At 70.2% G+C, this 19,196-nt stretch carries 14 protein-coding genes and 1 pseudogene; 5 read left to right on the top strand and 10 right to left on the bottom strand.

Annotation, left to right across the window (positions count from 1 at the left end; genetic code table 11):
• Positions 1-197 precede the first annotated feature (197 nt).
• Positions 198-2,804 (bottom strand): aminopeptidase N, encoded by a 2,607-nt coding sequence (gene pepN, locus ACFYR3_RS14125; protein WP_389282980.1) that lies wholly within the window; start codon positions 2,802-2,804, stop codon positions 198-200.
• 193 nt (positions 2,805-2,997) lie between these two features.
• Here pepN and ACFYR3_RS14120 point away from each other — a divergent pair, with 193 nt between their 5' ends.
• Entirely contained in the window at positions 2,998-3,666 is a 669-nt protein-coding gene (locus tag ACFYR3_RS14120) for a DsbA family protein (protein ID WP_355852044.1), read from the top strand.
• Here ACFYR3_RS14120 and ACFYR3_RS14115 read toward each other — a convergent pair whose 3' ends face one another.
• On the bottom strand, positions 3,667-3,870 hold the full coding sequence (locus tag ACFYR3_RS14115; protein WP_355852041.1) for a hypothetical protein: 204 nt from the start codon (positions 3,868-3,870) through the stop codon (positions 3,667-3,669).
• 191 nt (positions 3,871-4,061) lie between these two features.
• Here ACFYR3_RS14115 and ACFYR3_RS14110 point away from each other — a divergent pair, with 191 nt between their 5' ends.
• On the top strand, positions 4,062-4,688 hold the full coding sequence (locus ACFYR3_RS14110; protein WP_355852038.1) for a histidine phosphatase family protein: 627 nt from the start codon (positions 4,062-4,064) through the stop codon (positions 4,686-4,688).
• Between the two features lie 184 nt (positions 4,689-4,872).
• Here the strand turns inward: ACFYR3_RS14110 and ACFYR3_RS14105 are convergent, their stop codons facing one another.
• The 6 genes and pseudogenes from ACFYR3_RS14105 to ACFYR3_RS14080 form a co-directional block, all read right to left on the bottom strand.
• Positions 4,873-5,766: a TauD/TfdA family dioxygenase gene (locus tag ACFYR3_RS14105; protein WP_355852035.1), complete on the bottom strand. Its 894-nt coding sequence runs from the start codon at positions 5,764-5,766 to the stop codon at positions 4,873-4,875.
• 41 nt (positions 5,767-5,807) lie between these two features.
• A complete protein-coding gene (locus ACFYR3_RS14100; RefSeq protein ID WP_355852032.1) occupies positions 5,808-7,196 on the bottom strand; it encodes an LLM class flavin-dependent oxidoreductase in 1,389 nt (462 codons plus the stop codon).
• A gap of 257 nt (positions 7,197-7,453) precedes the next feature.
• Positions 7,454-8,197, bottom strand: a pseudogene (locus ACFYR3_RS14095) (ABC transporter ATP-binding protein); the annotation flags it as partial.
• Positions 8,173-9,168: an ABC transporter permease gene (locus tag ACFYR3_RS14090; protein ID WP_389282977.1), complete on the bottom strand. Its 996-nt coding sequence runs from the start codon at positions 9,166-9,168 to the stop codon at positions 8,173-8,175. The gene ACFYR3_RS14090 and the pseudogene ACFYR3_RS14095, both read right to left, overlap by 25 nt.
• The gene (locus ACFYR3_RS14085) at positions 9,165-10,247 is read right to left on the bottom strand and encodes an ABC transporter substrate-binding protein (protein WP_389282975.1); all 1,083 of its coding nucleotides are present in this window, start codon (positions 10,245-10,247) and stop codon (positions 9,165-9,167) included. Before ACFYR3_RS14085 ends, ACFYR3_RS14090 begins: the two co-directional genes overlap by 4 nt.
• Positions 10,248-10,841: 594 nt before the next feature.
• Entirely contained in the window at positions 10,842-12,038 is a 1,197-nt protein-coding gene (locus ACFYR3_RS14080) for an ROK family transcriptional regulator (RefSeq protein WP_355852023.1), read from the bottom strand.
• A 639-nt stretch (positions 12,039-12,677) separates the two neighbouring features.
• Between ACFYR3_RS14080 and ACFYR3_RS14075 the strand changes: the two genes are divergently transcribed.
• Positions 12,678-13,262 (top strand): biotin transporter BioY, encoded by a 585-nt coding sequence (locus ACFYR3_RS14075; protein ID WP_355852020.1) that lies wholly within the window; start codon positions 12,678-12,680, stop codon positions 13,260-13,262.
• A gap of 188 nt (positions 13,263-13,450) precedes the next feature.
• Here ACFYR3_RS14075 and ACFYR3_RS14070 read toward each other — a convergent pair whose 3' ends face one another.
• Entirely contained in the window at positions 13,451-14,170 is a 720-nt protein-coding gene (locus ACFYR3_RS14070; RefSeq protein ID WP_389282973.1) for an LPXTG cell wall anchor domain-containing protein, read from the bottom strand.
• Positions 14,171-14,353: 183 nt separating this feature from the next.
• Here ACFYR3_RS14070 and ACFYR3_RS14065 point away from each other — a divergent pair, with 183 nt between their 5' ends.
• Complete coding sequence (locus ACFYR3_RS14065) at positions 14,354-16,729, top strand: protein kinase (protein ID WP_389282971.1); 2,376 nt, start codon at positions 14,354-14,356, stop codon at positions 16,727-16,729.
• A gap of 165 nt (positions 16,730-16,894) precedes the next feature.
• Here the strand turns inward: ACFYR3_RS14065 and ACFYR3_RS14060 are convergent, their stop codons facing one another.
• On the bottom strand, positions 16,895-18,382 hold the full coding sequence (locus tag ACFYR3_RS14060) for an amino acid permease (protein WP_389282969.1): 1,488 nt from the start codon (positions 18,380-18,382) through the stop codon (positions 16,895-16,897).
• A gap of 259 nt (positions 18,383-18,641) precedes the next feature.
• On the opposite strand from ACFYR3_RS14060, the gene ACFYR3_RS14055 reads away from it, so the two are divergent.
• Positions 18,642-19,136: a ribose-5-phosphate isomerase gene (locus tag ACFYR3_RS14055; protein WP_356785408.1), complete on the top strand. Its 495-nt coding sequence runs from the start codon at positions 18,642-18,644 to the stop codon at positions 19,134-19,136.
• Positions 19,137-19,196 lie beyond the last annotated feature (60 nt).

The raw sequence follows: 19,196 nt of genomic DNA, 5'->3' as shown, positions 1-19,196 counted from the left end.
GTGACGAAAGGCGCTGGTCCGGCGGGGGATTAATAGGGGTTACGGCTCTGAATACCTGCATTTCGTAACCAGTGCGCGCAGGTGATCAGCTCACCGGACTTCGTAACCAGTGCGCGCAGGTGATCAGCTCACCGGACAGGGCACCGGACGCGACCGGCGCCGGTGCCCTCTCGGGTGTGGTTCGCGTGGGGCGGCTGTCAGCCCGCCGCGGCGATGTCGCAGGCCTGACCCCGCAGCGCCCGCGCCAGATCGTCCCGGGACTCCAGCACCAGCCGGCGCAGCGCGGGCGGCGCGTCCTCGTGCGCCGAGAGCCAGGCGTCCGTCGCCTCCAGGGTCTCCGGGTGGTCGAGGAGTGAGGGGAACAGCCCCCTGACCACGTCCATGCCGATCTGGATGGACCGCTCGGCCCAGACGCGTTCGATCGCGGCGAAGTACTTGGCCGCGTACGGCGCGAGCAGATCCCGCCGGGACGGCTGGGTGAAGCCGGAGATGGTCGCGTCGACGAGGGCGTTGGAGAGCGCGTCGGACTCCACGACGGCCGCCCAGGCCTGGGCCTTGACCGCTGCCGAGGGGCGGGCGGCGAGACAGCGGACCTGGTGCCGCTTGCCGGACGCCGTGTCGTCGCGGGCGAGTTCGGCGGCGAGGACGGACTCGTCGGCGGCGCCCTGCGCGGCCAGCGGCTTCAGGAACGCCCAGCGCAGCTCCTGGTCGACCTCCAGTCCGTCGATCTTGGCCGTCCCCTCCAACAGGCCCTGGAGCAGCTGGAGATCGGCCTCACTCGACGCGACGTCGGCGAAGAAGCGGGCCCAGGCGAGCTGGTGCTGGCCGCCCGGTTCGGCGAGCCGCAGCTCCTTCAGCGCGCCCTCGGCGAGCAGCTGTCCGCCCTGTGCGCGCCAGTCGGGCGCCACGTAGTTGACGAGCGCGGAGTTCGCCCAGGCGTGCAGCATCTGGAGCACGCCGATGTCGGACTCGCGGCCCGCGAAACGCAGCACCAGAGCGATGAAGTCCCGGGCGGGCATGAGAGCGTCGCGGGTGAGATTCCACAGCGCGGACCAGCACAGGGCCCGGGCGAGCGGGTCGGTCATCTCGCCGAGCGCGTCCCGCAGCGTGGCCAGCGAGCCCTCGTCGAAGCGGATCTTGCAGTACGTGAGGTCGTCGTCGTTGACGAGGACGAGATCGGGGGCCTCCGCGCCGACCAGGTCGGCGACGATCGTGCGCGGCCCGTCGACATCCACCTCGGCGCGCGCGTAGCGGACGAGCGAGCCGTCCCCGCCCTCGCGCAGCGACTGCCGCCGGTAGAGGCCCACGGCCACGCGGTGCGGGCGCAGTTCGGGATGGGACTCGGCGGCCTCCTGGACGACGGCCAACTCGGTGACGCGTCCCTCGGAGCTCAGGATCACCTGCGGGGTGAGGGAGTTGACGCCCGCGGTCTGGAGCCAGGACCGGGACCAGGCGGCCATGTCCCGTCCGCTCGTCTCCTCCAGGGCCGACAGCAGATCGCCGAGGCGGGTGTTGCCGTACGCGTTCCGCTTGAAGTAGCGGCGCGCGCCCTCCAGGAAGGCGTCCTGTCCGACGTACGCCACCAACTGCTTCAGGACGGAGGCGCCCTTGGCGTAGGTGATGCCGTCGAAGTTCAGCTTGGCGTCCTGCAGGTCGCGGATGTCGGCCGTGATCGGGTGCGTGGACGGCAGTTGGTCCGCGCGGTACGCCCAGGCCTTGCGGCGGTTGGCGAACGTGATCCAGGCGTCGGTGAAGCGGGTCGCGCCGACGTTCGCGAACGTGCCCATGAAGTCGGCGAAGGACTCCTTCAGCCACAGGTCGTCCCACCACACCATGGTGACGAGGTCCCCGAACCACATGTGCGCCATCTCGTGCAGGATGACGTTCGCCCGCGCCTCGTACGACGTCTGCGTCACCTTGCCGCGGAAGATGTACTCCTCGCGGAAGGTGACGAGCCCCGGGTTCTCCATCGCGCCGAGGTTGTACTCGGGCACGAACGCCTGGTCGTACTTCCCGAAGGGGTACGGGTAGTCGAAGTGGTCGTGGAAGAAGTCCAGCCCCTGCTTGGTCACCAGGAACACGTCGTCGGCGTCGAAGTGCGGGGCCAGGCCCTTGCGGCACATCGCGCCGAGGGGGATCTCCAGCTTCGTACCGTCGTCGAAGGTGCGGGAGTAGGAGTCCGTCACGTAGTGGTACGGGCCCGCCACGACCGCCGTGATGTACGTCGAGATCGGCTTCGTCTCGGCGAACTTCCACACGCCGTCGGCGAGTTCACCGGCGCCGTTGCTCCAGACGGTCCAGCCCTCGGGGGCCCGCACCTCGAAGCGGAACGGCGCCTTGAGGTCGGGCTGCTCGAAGTTCGCGAAGACGCGCCGCGCGTCGGCGGGCTCGTACTGCGTGTACAGATACACCTCGCCGTCCTCGGGGTCGACGAAGCGGTGCATGCCTTCGCCGGTGCGGGAGTAGGCGCACTGGGCGTCCACGACGAGTTCGTTCTCGGCTGCGAGGTCCTCCAGCCGGATCCGGGAGCCGTCGAAGACCTCACCCGGGTCGAGGTCCCGGCCGTTGAGTGAGACGGCCGTCACACGCGGTGCGATCAGGTCCGCGAAGCTCGTCGCGCCCGGCTCGGCGCAGCGGAAGCGGAGCGTGGTGACCGAGCGGAAGGTGCGGGGCTCGCCGGCCGCCTCGCCGGGCTCCGTGTCCCCGGCGGCCGAGCGCAGGTCGAGAGAGACGTCGTAGCCGTCGACGGACAGCAGCGCCGCCCTCTCCTGGGCCTCGTCGCGGGACAGATTCTCACCGGGCACGGCTGCACTCCCTCATGACGTCATAGACATGTGTGAACAGGACCGATCCTGCCATGTGCCCCTGACGGCGGGCACAGCCACGACGCAGACACAGGGGAATCCCTCGGACCGGTCGGAATCGCACAGACACCCGGGAATGGTGCGGGCGAGTGCCGGTGTTGGTGAGGGGAAAGACCGCGTTCCGAGGAGAGCCATGCCCGAGCAGACCGCTCAGACCAGTTCCGGCAAGACCCCCGTCGACTTCTGGTTCGATCCGCTGTGCCCCTGGGCCTGGATGACCTCTCGGTGGGTGCTGGAAGTGGAGAAGGTCCGCGACATCGAGGTCCGCTGGCACATCATGAGCCTCGCCGTACTGAACGAGCCCAAGCTGGACGAGCTTCCCGACCACTACCGCGAGATGCTCGCGACCACCGCGTGGGAGTCCGTCCGGGTGGTCACCGCCGCCTGGCAGAAGCACGGCGACGACGTCCTCGGCCCGCTGTACACCGCGCTCGGCACCCGCTTCCACAACGCCGGCGCGGGCCCGACCAAGGAGGCGATAGCCGGCGCCCTCGAAGAGGTCGGGCTGCCCGCCGACCTGATCGACTACGCCGACCAGGACGACTTCGAGTTCGACGCCGAGCTGCGCGCCTCCCACAAGGAGGGCATCGACAAGGTCGGCCAGGACGTCGGCACCCCGGTCATCGCCGTCCCCGGCGCCGACGGTGAGCAGCTCGCCTTCTTCGGCCCGGTCGTCACCCCGGCCCCCAAGGGCGAGGAGGCCGCCAAGCTCTGGGACGGCACGCTCATGGTCGCCTCGGTGCCGGGCTTCTACGAGATCAAGCGCACGCGTACGGCGGGACCTGACTTCAGCAACCTGTAGTCACGTGGTCCTGGGCTCGGGGAAGTTGTCGCCGTCGCGCCAGTTGCTCCAGCGCTGGAAGCGGCGGCAGCCCGCACGGGTGCAGCGATGGTAGGCGGCCGGGTCGTCCACCTGCTTGATCCGCCGTACGGCCTCCTCCTCGTCCCTGGTGAGCCTGCGGAACGTCTGCAGTGGTCCTCCGCAGTTCGGGCAGCGCACATCCACGGCGATACCTCCGTATGAGAACGGTCCGGGTGCCGGACGCCGCCCCCGCGAGCGTATGCGCTCGCGGGGCCGGCCCGGTCCCGCCGCTCCCGTGCACGCTGGTTCGTCGGTGAACCGGAGCGGCGCGGCCGGCTCCCCGGTCTCCTCACGGCGCTCCCACGCGCCCGCCTCGACCTGGATACTGCGGCCTCATGAGTACTACGAGCCGCAGTACGACCCTCCTCCTGGCCCGGCACGGGCAGACCGTCCGGCACGCGGAGAACCGCTACGTCGGAGTGAGTGACGTCCCCCTCACCGACGAGGGCCGAGCCCAGGCGGAAGCCCTCGGCCGCTGGGCGGCCGCGCACCCGGTCGACGCGATCTGGACCTCGACCATGTCCCGCGCCGTCGCCACCGCCGAGCCCGCGTGCCGCGCCCTCGGACTCACCGCGCAGCGCGAACCAGGGCTGCGCGAATGCGACTTCGGGGTGGTGGAGGGCCGTACGCTCGCCGAGTTCGAGCTGGAGAACCCGGTCCGGGCCAAGGCGTTCCAGGCCGATCCGGTGTCCTTCCCCTTCCCCGAGGCGGAGGATCCGCGCACCGCGGCGGCCCGTGGCACGCGCGCCCTGCGCCGCATCGCCGCGGCCCACCCCGGCGAACGCGTGCTGGTCGTCGCCCACAACACCCTGCTGCGCCTCGTGCTGTGCACCGCCCTGTCCATCCCGCTGGGCGAGTACCGCCGGGTTCTGCCGAGCCTCGGCAACGCGGCGATCACCGCACTCCGGATGGAGGACGGGTCGGCCGCCCTGCTCTCGCTCAATGTGCCGTGCGCCCCGTGACGGACCCCCGTGCGGCACGTCCGCGCGGGGGGCCTCCCCTTCTCCGTCTGCCGTCCGGATGCGCGAAGGGGCCCTCGCATGACGAACGGCGTCACGCGAGGGCCCCTTCGATGAGGCGGCAATACCGGTCAGGCGCGGGCGGGCGCCTGCCGCCGGGCCTGGCCGACCGCCGCCGGGAACAGCGTCATGCGGCCACCGAGGTGTAGTGCGAGGCGTCGCCCGCGATCGAGTAGCTCTCCTTGCCCTCGATGCCGACCGGCACGTCACCGGCGACCGTCACACGGTGCAGCCGGCGCGGCTGACCGTCGTAGTTGTCGATCGCGTAGTGCTGGGTGATCCGGTTGTCGAACAGGACCAGCTGGTTCGGGGACCAGCGCCAGCGCAGGATGTTCTCCGGCCGGGTGACATACGACTGGAGCAGGTCGAGGATCTTGCGGGACTCGCCCACCGACAGCCCGGCTATCCGCTGGGCGAACCCGCCGATGAACAGCCCGCGTTCACCGGTCAGCGGGTGGACCCGGACGACCGGGTGGGCGGTGCGGAACTTGATGGACGTGAACTGGGCCCGCTGCGCGGCCTGTTCCTCGTCGATGTTCTCGTCCGGTACCGCGTAGTCGTAGTCGTTGGTGTGCTCGGCCCACAGCGTGTCGGCGAGCGCGCGGAGCGGTTCGGGCAGATCGCGGTAGGCGGACGCGGAGTTGGCGATGAGCGTCTCACCGCCGTACGACGGGACGGTGATGCTGCGCAGGGTGCTGGCCTGCGGAGGGTTGAGCACGAAGGTCACGTCGGTGTGCCAGTGGTTGGCGCGGCCCCGTTCGCTGTCGACGGGCAGCACGTTCGGGGCGCCGTCCACGGCGGACACGGTGGGGTGCGCGGTGGTGAGGTCGCCGAAGTGGCGGGCGAAGGCCTGCTGGCCCTCGTCGTCCAGGTCGACGTCGTCGAAGACCAGCGCCTTGTGCTGGTTCAGGGCGGTGCGCAGGGCGGCGGCGGTGACGTCGTCCAAGGGCTTGGAGATGTCGACGCCTGCGACACGGGCACCGATGTGCGCGGTGACCTTCTGGATCTCGATGTCTGCCATGGGGTGCGGGTCCTTTCGGAACGGATCGGGCGGGCGTGCGGTCAGGCGAGGGCGGATGCGGGCGTTGGTTCAGATGTGGTTGTGGGTGCGGTGGTCGTGGGCGGGATCGCGTACTGGTTGGCCGGGCGCGGGAGGCCGTAGCGCTCCCGCAGGGTCTGCCGGGGCCCGTACTCCCTGCGGAGCAGACCCCGGTCGCGCAGGATCGGCACCACGTGGTCCACGAAGAGGTCGAGGCCGGACGGCAGCACGGCGGGCATGATGTTGAAGCCGTCGGCGGCGCCCCGCCGGAACCACTCCTCGATCTCGTCGGCGACCTGCTCGGGCGTGCCGGTGAAGGTCAGATGGCCCCGTCCGCCGCCGAGCCGCCCGATCAGCTCGCGCACGGTGAGCCGCTCGCGCCGGGCGAGTTCCACGACGAGGGTGTAGCGGCTCTTGGCCCCCTCGATCGCGCTCTCCGGCGGCAGGTCGGCGGGCAGTTGCGCGTCGAGGCCGAGGGTGCCCGGCTCCAGGTGCAGCAGATGCTCCAGGCGGTTCAGCCCGTGCTCGTAGACGATGTGGTCCTCGAGGACACGTTCATGGGCGCGCGCCTCCGCCTCGGTCGAGCCGATGACCGGGACGATGCCGGGCAGGACCTTGATGTGGTCCGGGTCCCGGCCGGCCCGTGCGGTACGGGACTTGAGGTCGGCGTAGAAGTCCTGGGCGTCCGCCAGGGTCTGCTGGGCGGTGAACACGGCTTCCGCGTACCGGGCCGCGAACCGCTTGCCGTCCTCCGACGAGCCCGCCTGCACGAGGAGCGGGTAACCCTGCGGTGTGCGGGGCACGTTGAGGGCGCCGTCGACGCTGAAGTACGTCCCCTTGTGGCGCGCGGGGTGGATCTTGCCCGGGTCGCCCCAGACGCCCGCCGTCTTGTCGGCGACGACCAGGTCGTCCTCCCAGCTGTCCCAGAGCTTGAGCGCCACGTCCAGGAACTCGGCGGCGCGCTCGTAGCGGGTGGCGTGCGCGGGCTCGTCGTCGAGACCGAAGTTGCGGGCGGCCTCGGCGCCCGCGGTGGTGACGATGTTCCAGCCCGCGCGGCCGCCGCTGATGTGGTCGAGGGAGGCGAATCTGCGGGCCAGGTTGTAGGGGGAGTTGTAGGACGTGGAGGCGGTGGCGATCAGGCCGATGTGCTCCGTGGCGGTGGCCAGCGCGGTGAGCAGGGTGATGGGTTCGAGGGCACCGGACGGGCGCTGGCCCACGCTGTTGAACAGGACCGGTCCGTCGGCGAGGAAGAGCGAGTCGAAGGTGCCGCGTTCGGCGATCCGGGCGAGACGTATGTAGTGGGCCGTTTCGACATGGGCGTACGGGTCGCTCTCCGGGAGCCGCCAGGAGGCCTCGTGGTGGCCGGTGTTCATCAGGAAGGCGTTGAGATGGAGTCGGCGCGGGCTGGTCACGGGTGCTTCTCCTTCGGGTGCGCGGACAGCTCGTGCCCGGCGATGTCGTCCGCCGTGTCGGCCGGTCCTGCGGCGACGCCCGCCGCTGTGCCGTCCGCTCGTACGGCGACTTCGTCCGCCGTTCGGTCCGGTCCTGCGGCGGGCTGGGCCGTGGCTCCGTCCGGTTCCGCGGCGGGGTGTACCGTCGTTCCGTCCGGTTCTGCAGCGGGGTGTGCCGCCCGTCCTCCGCGTTCCGTTCCTTCCGGTGCTCCTGTCACGTCCTCGGTCACCCCGAGGGCGTTCAGCAGGCGTTCGCGGTACTCGCCGAGCAGCGGATCGCGGTACGAGCGGGGGTGCGGGCGGTCGATGGCCAGGTCGAGGCCGATGCGTCCGTGGTCGAGCACGAGCACCCGGTCGGCCAGCACGATCGCCTCGTCGACGTCGTGCGTGACGAGCAGTACCGACGGCCGGTGGCGCTCCCACAGTTCGCGCAGCAGCACGTGCATCCGGATCCGGGTGAGCGCGTCCAGCGCCCCGAACGGTTCGTCGGCGAGAAGCAGTTCGGGTTCCCGTACGAGCGAACGGGCCAGGGCGGCGCGTTGTGCCTCCCCGCCGGACAGCTCGTTGGGCCAGGCCCGTTCGCGTCCCGCGAGTCCCACTTCGGCGAGGGCGGAGCGGCCCTTCTCCGCCGCCTCCCGGCCGTCCGTGCCGAGCAGGACGTTGTCGAGGACGCGGCGCCAGGGCAGCAGCCGGGAGTCCTGGAAGACGACGGACACCCTGTCCGGGGCGGCGAGTTGCCCGCTGCCGGCGACGCCGTGATCCAGGCCGGCGATGGCGCGCAGCAGCGTGCTCTTGCCGGAGCCGCTGTGTCCGAGCAGGGCGGTGAACTGGCCCGCCGGGAGGTCGAGGTCGATTCCGTCGAGAACCGTATGACCCTCGAACGACCGGGTGAGACCGCGCAGTTGGACCGTGTGGGAGCGGGTCGGTGACCGGCGGGTCAGTTGCTGAGTGTGCGTCGCCACGACAGCACCTTTCGTTCGATGAGACGAACCGCGCTGTCGGAGACGAGCCCGAAGATGCCGTAGATCAGCAGGCCGACGAGGATGATGTCGGTCCGGCCGTAGTTCTGGGCCTGGAACATCATGTAGCCGAGGCCGCTGGTGGCGTTGATCTGCTCCAGGACGACCAGGGAGAGCCAGGAGCCGGTCACCCCGAGCCGCAGTCCGACGAAGAAGCCGGGCAGTGCGCCGGGGATCACGATCTCCCGGACGAAACGGAGCCTCGACAGCCCCTGGACCTCGGCGAGTTCCACATACCGGTGGTCGATGCCGGACAGGGCGGAGTGCAGATTCAGGTAGATCGGGATGTAGACGACGATGGCGATGATCGCGATCTTGAAGGTCTCGCCGATGCCGAGCCAGAGGATGAACAGCGGGATCAGACCGAGGGTCGGGATCGCCCGGTTGAGCTGCACGGTCCCGTCGATCAGCGCCTCCCCGACCCGGCTGAGCCCGGACGCGAGGGCGAGGACGACGCCGGCGGTCAGGCCGAACGCGAATCCGTATGCCGCGCGCTCCAGGGACGTCAGCACATCGGTGGGCAGGGTGCCGTCGGTCCACAGATGACCGGTGGTTTTCAGCACCGTCCACGGCGCGGGAATCGCGCCGGGATCCAGTTGTCCGGCCGCCGACGCGACGGCCCACAGGGCGAGGAACAGCGCCGGACCGATCAGCCGGGAGGCGGGCAGCCGCTTTCCGGGCGCGAGACCGCGGCGCCGGGAACCAGGAGACCGGCGGAACCGACGACTGTCGGCCTTGGTTCCGTCCGCCTCGGTGCTGGTGTCAGTTCCGGTTCCGGTTCCGGCGTCGGTGGGCAAGGTGGGGATCGAGTCGGCGAGGGAGGCGGAGGTGGGTTCCTCCGTGATCGCGGTCGACGGCGTGGCGGAGGTCGCGCTCCTGGCCGCGGTCGTGGTCCTGGTCGTCATGGCCGTCACCTTTGGTATTCCGCGGGTACGGACTTGGCCGCGATGGCCTCGAAGCGCCGGTCGAAGAGCGAGTCGACCTTGAACCCCTTCACGAAGCCGCCCTCCGCCAGCAGATCGGCGGTCTCCTGTTCCCACTTGACCGCCTCGTCCCAACTCGGCGGGAACAAAGGCTTGTTGGCGAGTTCGGTGATCGACTGCGCCTGGGCGAGCGTCAGGTTCTGCGTCTTGACGTAGAACTCCTCGTTCCAGGCGTCGGGGTGCTCGTACGCCCACACCTGGCCCTTCGCCCAGCGCGGGATGTACGCGGCGACCGCGGCCGCCTTCGCGCGGTCGGCCAGTACCGAGGTCGGCGCCCAGAGCAGGTTGAGGAGGTCCACCACCTCGGTGTCGATGGTGTGGGCGCCCTTGGGCCCGTACTGCTTGAGGTAGGCCGGCGCCTGGCTGTTGGCGAGCGGGGCGATGTCCACCTGGCCCGCCTGGAGCGCGGTGAGGAACTGGTTGCTGGTCAGCGGTACGAGGTTCACGTCGCCGTAGGCGATGCCGGCCTGCTTCAGGGCGCGCAGCAGGACGACACCCTGCGCCTGGCCCTGCGAGAAGGCCAGCTTTTTGCCCTTGAAGTCCTGGACATCCTTGATGTCGCTGCCGGGCTTGGTGGCGAACAGGTAGTTGGGCTTGCGGGTGATGTTGATCGCGACGATCTTCGCGTCGAAGCCCTGGAAGTGCGCCTGGATCGGCGGGATGCCCGCGTTGTTCCCCACGTCCAGGGACTTGGCGCGGAAGGCGTTGATGACATCGGGACCGGCACCGATGTTCACCCAGTCGGAGACGGTGAACGGCAGATCGGCCAACCCCGCCAGCTTGAACTGGAGTTCCTGGACACCTTGGTAAGAGGCGATCGTGAGCTTGGTGCCCCGCGGCACCTTGTCGGACAGGGGCGCGGACAGGTCCGCCCGGGAACCGGTGTCGGCCGCACTGGCACCGGCGCAACCGCTCAGCCCGGCCGCGGCGGCGACACCGAGCAGGGAGGACAGGAACACACGCCGGTCGACACCGGACCTGGAGGAGGACGAGGGGGGCGAGGAGGACAAGCGGGAAGGCGGGGACAGTGGTGGCATGGAAGGACTCCAGGGATTCCAAGTGGCGGGAGAGCGCGCGGAGTTCCGGACAGGGCGAGGCCGGAAGAGCGGAACGCGCGCCGAGAAGGACACACGCCGATGGCGTGCCGATGGGGACGAGCCGACCAGGGCGACGACAGCTGAACGGTCCGCTGCGCCACGACGGACCGGTCCACGGGAGACGACGGCCGACGGGTCCACGGCGCGACGACGGCCGACCGACGTTGAAGGGCGGCGGCCGGACGGCCTTCGGGACGACGAGGGCCGACCGATCCGCGGCGCGACTACTGCCGAGTGGCCCTCGGGGCGAAGGCTGCCGAGTGAACCTCGGCGCTTCAGCGCGTCAGCGAGGTGTCAGCGACAAGGGGTCAGCAACAACGTGTGCGTGCGACCCGCATCAGGTCGACCACACGGCACTTGGTGAGCGGAACCTGCACCCGCGCGCTGCTCATGCACACGATGCTCCTGTCCGGGAATGAACCCTGTCAACATTCCGACTTTCTGAATTAATTCGCTCCCGGTGGGGAGCCCGGGGAAGCCGCAGCGGTCCGGACGGCCATGAGGATTTCAGCGGGCGGCGGAGCCCGCGGAACCCAGCGGATCGCGGTACAGGACGTCGAGCGCGACCGAACCGCCCGCCACGGCCAGCACCGAATCCGGGAAGCTGGTCGGGACGACCGCGGACGCGCGCTCCGGGCCCACCGCCTCGCGCAGCGCGCGGAGGCAGTCCTCCCGGTGCACGGCACCGATCTCGGTGACGACGACCGTCTCCGGGTTGAGCACGTCGAGCAGGAGCCCCGCCGCCCGCCCGACCATCCGGGACCGCTCCGTCAGCAGCCGTACGGCCGGCGGGTCGCCGGCGGCCGCCGCGGAGACCACGTGCATCGGGTTCGAGCCGTCGATGACACCCAGCTCCCTGGCCCGCCGGCACAATGTCCGTTCGCTCAGTTCGGCCTGGAGGCACCCCGTCCGCCCGCAGTCGCACAGCTCCGACCCTCCCGTCAGGGGCAGATGGGCGATCGCACCGGCCTGCGAGCGGGGCCCGTAGTGCACCTGGTCGTGGGTGGCGAAGGCGGCATCCACCACATTGCCGACAAAGAGATGCAACACGCTCCGGCTGCCCCGGGCCCGCCCGAACAGCCGCTCCCCGTTGACCAACGCCCGCGCGTGGCCGTCCACATGGACCGGCAGTCCCGTGCGCGCCCCGATGGCCTCCCGGACGGCGACGTCGCGCCAGCCCAGCAGCGTGTGCTCCACGATCGTGCCGGAGTCCGGGTCGACCCAGCCGCCGGCCGCCACCCCGATGCCCAGGGCGGTACGGCCGGGAACGCCCGCGAGGAGGGCGGCGATCCCGTCCGCCGCGTTCGCGAGAACCAGGCCCGGCTCGGTGCGGTCGTGCCGCAGGCGCTTCTCGGCGAGGACGCGCCCGCGCAGGTCCAGCAGCGCGACGGTGGTGTACGGCACGGCCACATGCACTCCGCCGACCACGAACCGGGAGCGGTCCAGGTCGACCGGGAGATGCGGCCGCCCGACCCCGCCCGACCGGTGGGGCGCGGCGGCCTCCCGGATCAGGCCCCGTTCGGTGAACCGGGCGCAGTAGTCGGTCACCGACGCCGGGGAGAGTCCGGTGAGCCGGGAGATGGTGCTGCGGGCGACCGGCCCGTGCTCCAGCACGGACCGCAGGATCACGCTGGCGCTGGCCCGGCGCCGGTCGAGAACGGGGGAGGGCGGGGACGTCGAAGGGGGTGCCACGGTACTGGCCATGGAGTTCTTCCTCGGGAGCTGGTCCGGCACTGCGCCGTCACGTACGCCACGTCACAACGGGTGCGACGCGCGACCGGTGTGGTCCGCTGTGGTCTCGTCGGGGCGAGCCGGATCCGCTCCGCCCCGCCTCAGGACGGGCGGCGACAGGTGGCAGTGCCCTGGCGTCGCAGGTCGACATAGCGACGCGACGCGAAGTTCAGGGCCTGGGGAACCATGGGGTGAAGGGTAGGGGTTGGCCGGAAGGCCTGCCAGGTACGCCCAAGGACCGGACAGCCGGGGCCCGTTCCCGCGCCGCCCAGAGTGGGAGAGCCCGGCGGAGCCGGCGGCGCGCAAGCTCCGGCGAGGGGTCGACGGGGGCGGGGCGGAGGCCGACGTCGCGCATGCCTCTTTGGTGAGTCTCCACAGTCCCGGCCCCGAACCGTCCCGTAGCGGAAACGACTTCACCTCAGTGACCAGCATCACCTCCGCACAGGTGTACCGGGCACTCTTTGTAAGGAGCCCACCAAGCTCCGGATCCGCGCTTTGTCGAGCACTGACGGTGATCACCCGGATGCCCCTGGGATAGCGTCACCGTGTCCCGACCTGTCCTCCCCCGAGCTCCCCGTGAGCCAGGGGGTAATCCCGTTCGCCGGAGTCCTCATGAGCACCGCTGTCGCCACGCCCTCCCGACCCGGCGAGGTCCTCGCCGACCTCCTTCCGGCCTCCCGCGTCCGTGACGTCGCCCTCGTGCTCGGCGGTGCCGCACTCACCGGCCTCGCCGCCCAGATCTCGCTGCCCGTCCCGGGTTCCCCGGTGCCGGTGACCGGCCAGACCTTCGCCGCGCTGCTCGTCGGCACGGCGCTCGGCGCGCGCCGCGGCTTCCTGTCGCTCGCGGTGTACGCGCTGGTCGGCATGGTCGGCGTCCCGTGGTTCGCGGACGGCGGCTCCGGCGCCGCGGCACCGTCCTTCGGATACATCCTCGGCATGCTGCTCGCGTCCACCGTCGTGGGTGCCCTGGCCCGCCGCGGCGCCGACCGCTCCGTGCTGCGCATGGCGGGCACGATGCTGCTCGGCGAGGCGATCATCTACGCGATCGGTGTTCCCTACCTGGCCCTGGCCACCGGCATGTCGGCGAGCGCGGCCGTCGCGGCGGGCCTCACCCCGTTCCTGATCGGGGATGTCCTCAAGGCAGCCCTGGCGATGGGTGTCCTGCCCACGGCCTGGAAGCTCGTCGACAAGAAGTGACATCCACGTCGGTGACGTGACGGCGGCGGCTGTCAGGTGACGCCCACGTCGGTGACGTGACGAGGTCACCGGTCGTACGACGCTCGCGTCCGTGACGTCGTAATTCCGCGCAAGAGGCTCGCCGGGTCGTGTTCCGACCTCGACCGGCGAGCCTCTTTCGCGTTTTCACCCGGTTCCGTGCCCGGCGGTCAGTGCTCCTGCCGGGGCCTGCGGCCGACCCACCACAGTCCCGCCGCTCCGGCCGACATCAGTGCCGCGCCCGCCACGCCGAGCGGCAGGACCTCGCTTCCGGCCCCCGTCTTCGGCAGTCGGTCGCCGCCCGGTGCCACCGGCTTGTTGTCGGTGCCCAGCAGCAGCGGGGTCGCCGGGGCGTTCGGCGACGGGTTCGTCGTACCGAACGGAACCGGGCCCTGCTGCCAGTACGTCTTCTTCCCGTCGCTCGTCTGGACCGGAAGGCAGATCTTTCCGGTCCTGCTCAGATCGAACGTCGCGTCCACGGCGTACGATTTCGACTTTCCCACCGCGAGATTTCCGGTGGAACAGATGAAACCGCTGTTCGACCCCTTGGGGAGATCTTTTTCGGCCATGGCGGTGCAGCCTTTGACGTTCTTGACCTTCAGGCCGTCGAAGCCGACCACCAACAGCCTGATATCGCCGCTTTCCTTGGTCCCTTCGTTCTTTACCGTGGCGGTAATCGCCGTCTTCTGAGTACTGTTGTCGACCGAGATCCTCTCCGGCAGCAGTGTGGTCACCTTCACGCCCGCCGGCGGCTTGTCCATCGCCTTTCCGCTCTTGCCGCTCCCCGGTCCCTGGTCGTCCGCGACGGCGGTGTGGGAAAGGATCAGCACGGTCGAGAAGCAGGCCGTGAGCAGCGATCCCGTAATGGTCGTCGTCCGACGAGAACTCATGTTCGCCCCCCTTGGCTGCGCCTGAATTCGCAGTACTTGAAGAGGTACCACAAGATTTCTCCGCACTATGCTGGTACGGCCCGAAGTGTGACCATTGTGTTTCTGCTGTGACGGGCGATTGTGGCTGATGTTGAGGGGGTGCAGAGATTGTCGGCGAACGTACAGGGTGGTGTTCCGGGATTATTGGTGACCGGACGTTATCGGCTGGTCGAGAGTATTGGTCAGGGAGGAATGGGGCGGGTGTGGCGAGCCGCCGACGAAATGCTCGACCGGCAGGTCGCGGTCAAGGAAATGCGCATAGACGGACTCGATCCCGAGGACACCCGCACGCGCCGGGAACGCACCCTGCGCGAGGCGAGGGCGACGGCCCGGATCGACCATCCCAACGTCGTCCGCATCTACGACGTCGTGGACGCGGGCGAGCGGCTGTGGATCGTCATGGAGCTCGTCGCCGGCCGCTCGCTCGAACGGATCGTGGTCGAGGACGGACCGCTGGGCGTGCGCGAGGCGGCTCGCGTCGGCCTCGAACTGGTCGGGGCGCTGAGCCAGGTGCACGTCCAGGGAGTGCTGCACCGCGACATCAAGCCGGGCAACGTGCTGGTCGAGGGCGCGGGACGGCACCGTGTCGTCCTCACCGACTTCGGCATCGCGGCGCTTCAGGACGCCGAGGCGCTCACCATGGTGGGCATGCTGGTCGGTTCCCCCGACTACATGGCGCCCGAGCGGATCTCCGGCCGTCCGCAGGGCCCGCCCTCCGACGTGTGGTCCCTCGGCGCCACGCTCTGCGCGGCCCTCGGAGGCCGCTCCCCGTTCTCCCGCTCGACCACCCTCGCGACCTTGCACGCGGTTCTCTACGAGGAACCCGAACTCCCCTCTGGCGCAGGCGAGTTGAGGGAAATCCTGGCCGCCCTCCTGGAGAAGGACCCGACCGTACGGCCCGGTCTGGAGGAGCTGGCGGCAGGACTTGAGGAAGTCGTCCGTCCGCGGAGGACGAGCACCCCGAGTCCCGCCGGACCGCCGACAGGGGAGCCCGGGTACGGCTTCGCCTCCACGTTCGAGTTCGGGACCGCGCACGAACCCGCTCCCGCTCCCGAGAACCGCCCAGCGCATCAACCCCTCCCCGGGCCATTGCACTTGCCGGCACGCACTCCGGATCCGGAGCCGAATCCCGAGCCGGATCCGGAGCCGAATCCCGAGCCGGCGTTGGGGCAAGCGTCCGATCCGGCCCCGACGGCCGATCCGACCTCGGGTCCTGAGCGGACCGGGCCGACCGCGGGGCGTGACCTGGCCGAGGCGGCCACGCCCGCTCTGCTGGACGCCCAGTCCCTGAGGGCGGCGCGACAACCCCCGGCGGACCTTCCCGAAGCCACTCCGACTCCGGACGAACACCACGGCGACACGAGCGAGCTGCGGGGGCCGGGACCCGTGACCCGCGCTGAACCCGACCTCGAACCGGACCTCGAACCGGACCTCGAACCGGACCTCGAACCCGACCTCGAACCCGACCTTGAACCCGACCTTGAACCCGAACCCGGACCAGAACCCCAAGCCCAAGCCCAATACGGGAACGAGTCGGAGCACCGCTCCGTGCACGATGCCGTTCCGATACGGCCGACTCCGACCCTGAAGAGCCCGCCCGACTTCCGGAAGGATTCTCGGGCGCGTTCCCCGGAACACCCCGTGGTCTCCGGACCCGAAGCCGTCACCGGGGGCCCCGACTTGCGGGCAACGGACAACGCCTCCACGGAGGTCCCCTCCGAGCCGCGCACGGAGCCCAGTTCACAGACCCCGTCCGAACCGCGCGCGGAGCCCGGCGTGCGTACGCCCAACCAACTGCCCACGGCACCCGTGCCCGTAATGCCGCCACGGGGTGAACTCCCGGATCCAGCCGTGCCGTCCGGCTCCGAGGAGGGTCGGAGCCAGGACCGGAGCCAGAGCCGCGGCAGGCGTCGTATCGGATTCGCCGCCGGGGTCGTCGCGGCGGGAGCCATCGCCTGGGCCGTCGTGGCCATGACCGGCGGATCGGCCGGCGGCGGCACCGGGGCCTCCACGGGCCCGTCCGCGTCGACGGCCGCCACCACCGGCGCCCTCTCGTCCCCGGCTCCCACCGTCGAGGGCACCTCACGCCCGCCCAGCCTGCCCCCGGGAGCGCACCGGGAGGCCGGCGGATACGCGTGGGTGACGCCCAAGGGCTGGCGGCGCGATCTGCAGACCGGCTCCGAGGTGCACTACACGGCGCCCGACGGCGCCCAGGAACTGGCCGCCAAGTCCTCCCTCGCCAAGGGGAATCTGATGGACACCTGGACGACCTCCGAGCAGAACGCCCGCCAGGGGCAGGACTACCGGAAGATCCGGCTGGAGGAGACGACGTTCCGGGGCCGGACCGCGGTCGTCTGGGAGTACACCTTCACGCTCAAGGGAGTGAGCTGGCACGCGCGGCTGCTCGGCTTCGACGCCGACGGGAAGTCGTACCAGATCAACACCTGGTACCACCAGGACATCGAGGACCAGGCCCTCACGGTCTACAACCAGGTCAAGAGCAGCTTCACCGTGCTGTGAGCCGGCCGCCGCCGCGGCCGGGCGGAAGGACGTGGCAGGAGTCGCAAGCCACCGCGGGCCGCCCGGCGGAAGAGCTGAAGGCGGAAGAGGCTGAAGAGGGGGGAACGGAGAGGGACCCGCGGCGATGTGCCGCGGGCCCCTCCTCGCTCGGGCTTCGGTGGCGGGTCAGGCGCGCACCTCGGCCTGGGTCTCGTCGCGGGAGCCGCCCGCGATCGGTTGTGCGGACGGCCGGGCTCCCGCGCCGGCCTTCTGCCGGACGATGGCGATGACCAGCACGATCGCCGCGACGAGCAGCGACAGCAGCACGGTCTCCCGGCCGTCGTGTTCGGTGTCGGTCAGCATGTAGCCGAGCACGAAGACGATCATCGCGGCGGTCGCCCAGGTCAGGTACGGGTAGAGCCACATCCGCACGACGAGCTTCTCCGGCGCCTCGCGCTGGATGATCTTCCGCATCCGCAGCTGCGAGAAGCAGATGACCAGCCACACGAACAGGGCGACCGCGCCGGAGGAGTTGACCAGGAAGAGGAAGACCGAGTCGGGGAACTTGTAGTTGAAGAAGACGGCCACGAAGCCGAACACGACCGAGACGACGATGGCGGTCATCGGCACACCGCGCCGCGTGGTCCGGGCGAACGCCTTCGGCGCGTCCCCGCGCTGACCGAGCGAGAAGGCCATCCGGGAGGCGGTGTAGAGGCCGGAGTTGAGGCAGGACAGCACCGACGTCAGCACGATGACGTTCATGATCTGACCGGCGTGCGCGATGCCGAGGGAGTCGAGGGCGGCGACGTACGAGCCCTTGTCCTTGATCGACGGGTCGTTCCACGGCAGCAGGGCGATGACGACGAGGATCGAGCCCAGGTAGAAGACGGCGATGCGCCAGATGATGCTGTTCGTCGACTTGGTGACGGCCCGCTCCGGGTCCTCGGACTCACCGGCGGCGAGGGTCGCGATCTCGCTGCCCATGAAGGAGAAGACGACCAGCAGCACACCGGTGAGGATCGCACCGGGCCCGTGCGGCAGGAAGCCGCCGTGGTCGGTCAGATTGCCCATCCCGGCCTTCGGTGCGTCCACACCCGGCAGCACTCCGAAGATCGCGAGAGCGCCGACCACGATGAACGCGCCGATCGCCACCACCTTGATCCCGGCGAACCAGAACTCGAACTCGCCGTACGAGCCGACCGAGACCAGGTTGGTGGCCGTGAGCACCACCATCACGATGAGCGCCCAGCCCCACTGCGGTACGCCGGGCATCCAGCCTTCGAGGATCTTGGCGCCGGCGGTGGCCTCCACGGCCAGCACCACCACCCAGAAGAACCAGTACAGCCAGCCGATGGAGAAGCCCGCCCAGCGGCCGAGCGCGCGGTCGGCGTGCGCGGAGAACGAGCCCGAGGTCGGGTTGGCGGCGGACATCTCGCCGAGCATCCGCATCACCAGCACCACGAGCGTGCCGACGAGGGCGTACGAGAGAAGGATGCCGGGGCCCGCGGTGGCGATGCCGGTGCTGGAGCCCACGAAGAGCCCGGCGCCGATGACGCCGCCGATGGCGATCATCGACAGATGACGGTTCTTGAGTCCGGCCTGGAGGCCGCCGCCGGGTTCTCCGGGGCCTCCGGGGGCCTGTGCGGCCTTCGTGGGGGTCGGCTGCGAGGTCATGAGGGGGATTCCTTTGCGCCGGATGGGCAGATTCCCGTACAGAGCGCCCAACCCGTACGAGCGGTGTACGGGGCACGCGCTGATCCATCGTGTGGACCGGCGTACGAGTTGGTCCAGTGAAACGGAGGCAAAGGAATTCGTGAACCTTTGAATCCAGATCGTTACTTGAGGTTTCCTTGAGGTTCTGTAGGATTGCTCACTGTTTTCGGGGGCGGCCCCCGGCGAGGCCGACCGGAAACGGTCGTGTCACACTCGGACCATGCGCGTGTATCTCGGCTCCGATCATGCCGGTCTCGAACTGAAGAACCACCTCGTCGAGTGGCTCAAGGCCGCCGGCCACGAGCCCGTCGACTGCGGGCCCCACATCTACGACGCCCAGGACGACTACCCGCCGTTCTGCCTCCGCGCCGCGGAGCGCACCGTGGCCGACCCGGGCGCCCTCGGCGTCGTGATCGGCGGCTCCGGCAACGGCGAGCAGATCGCCGCGAACAAGGTCGCCGGCGTACGGGCCGTACTCGCCTGGAGCGAGCAGACCGCGGCGCTGGGGCGCGAGCACAACAACGCGAACGTCATGTCCGTCGGCGCCCGTATGCACACCGAGGAAGAGGCGACGAAGTTCGTCGAGACCTTCCTCAACACCGCCTTCACCGGCGAGGAGCGCCACGTCCGCCGCATCAACATGCTCGCGGACTACGAGACGACCCGGGAACTCCCGCCGATCCCGGCCCACCACCCGCAGCAGTCGCAGGCATAGCACCGCCGGGCCGTCGGGCCGATCGTCCGATGTGTCATCGGACCTCGGACGAGAGACAGC

The organism is Streptomyces sp. NPDC005784, assembly GCF_042871525.1.
Taxonomy (GTDB): Bacteria; Actinomycetota; Actinomycetes; order Streptomycetales; family Streptomycetaceae; genus Streptomyces.
The sequence above is the reverse complement of the archived record's forward strand: the minus strand, read 5'-3'. Positions and strand labels throughout refer to the sequence as shown.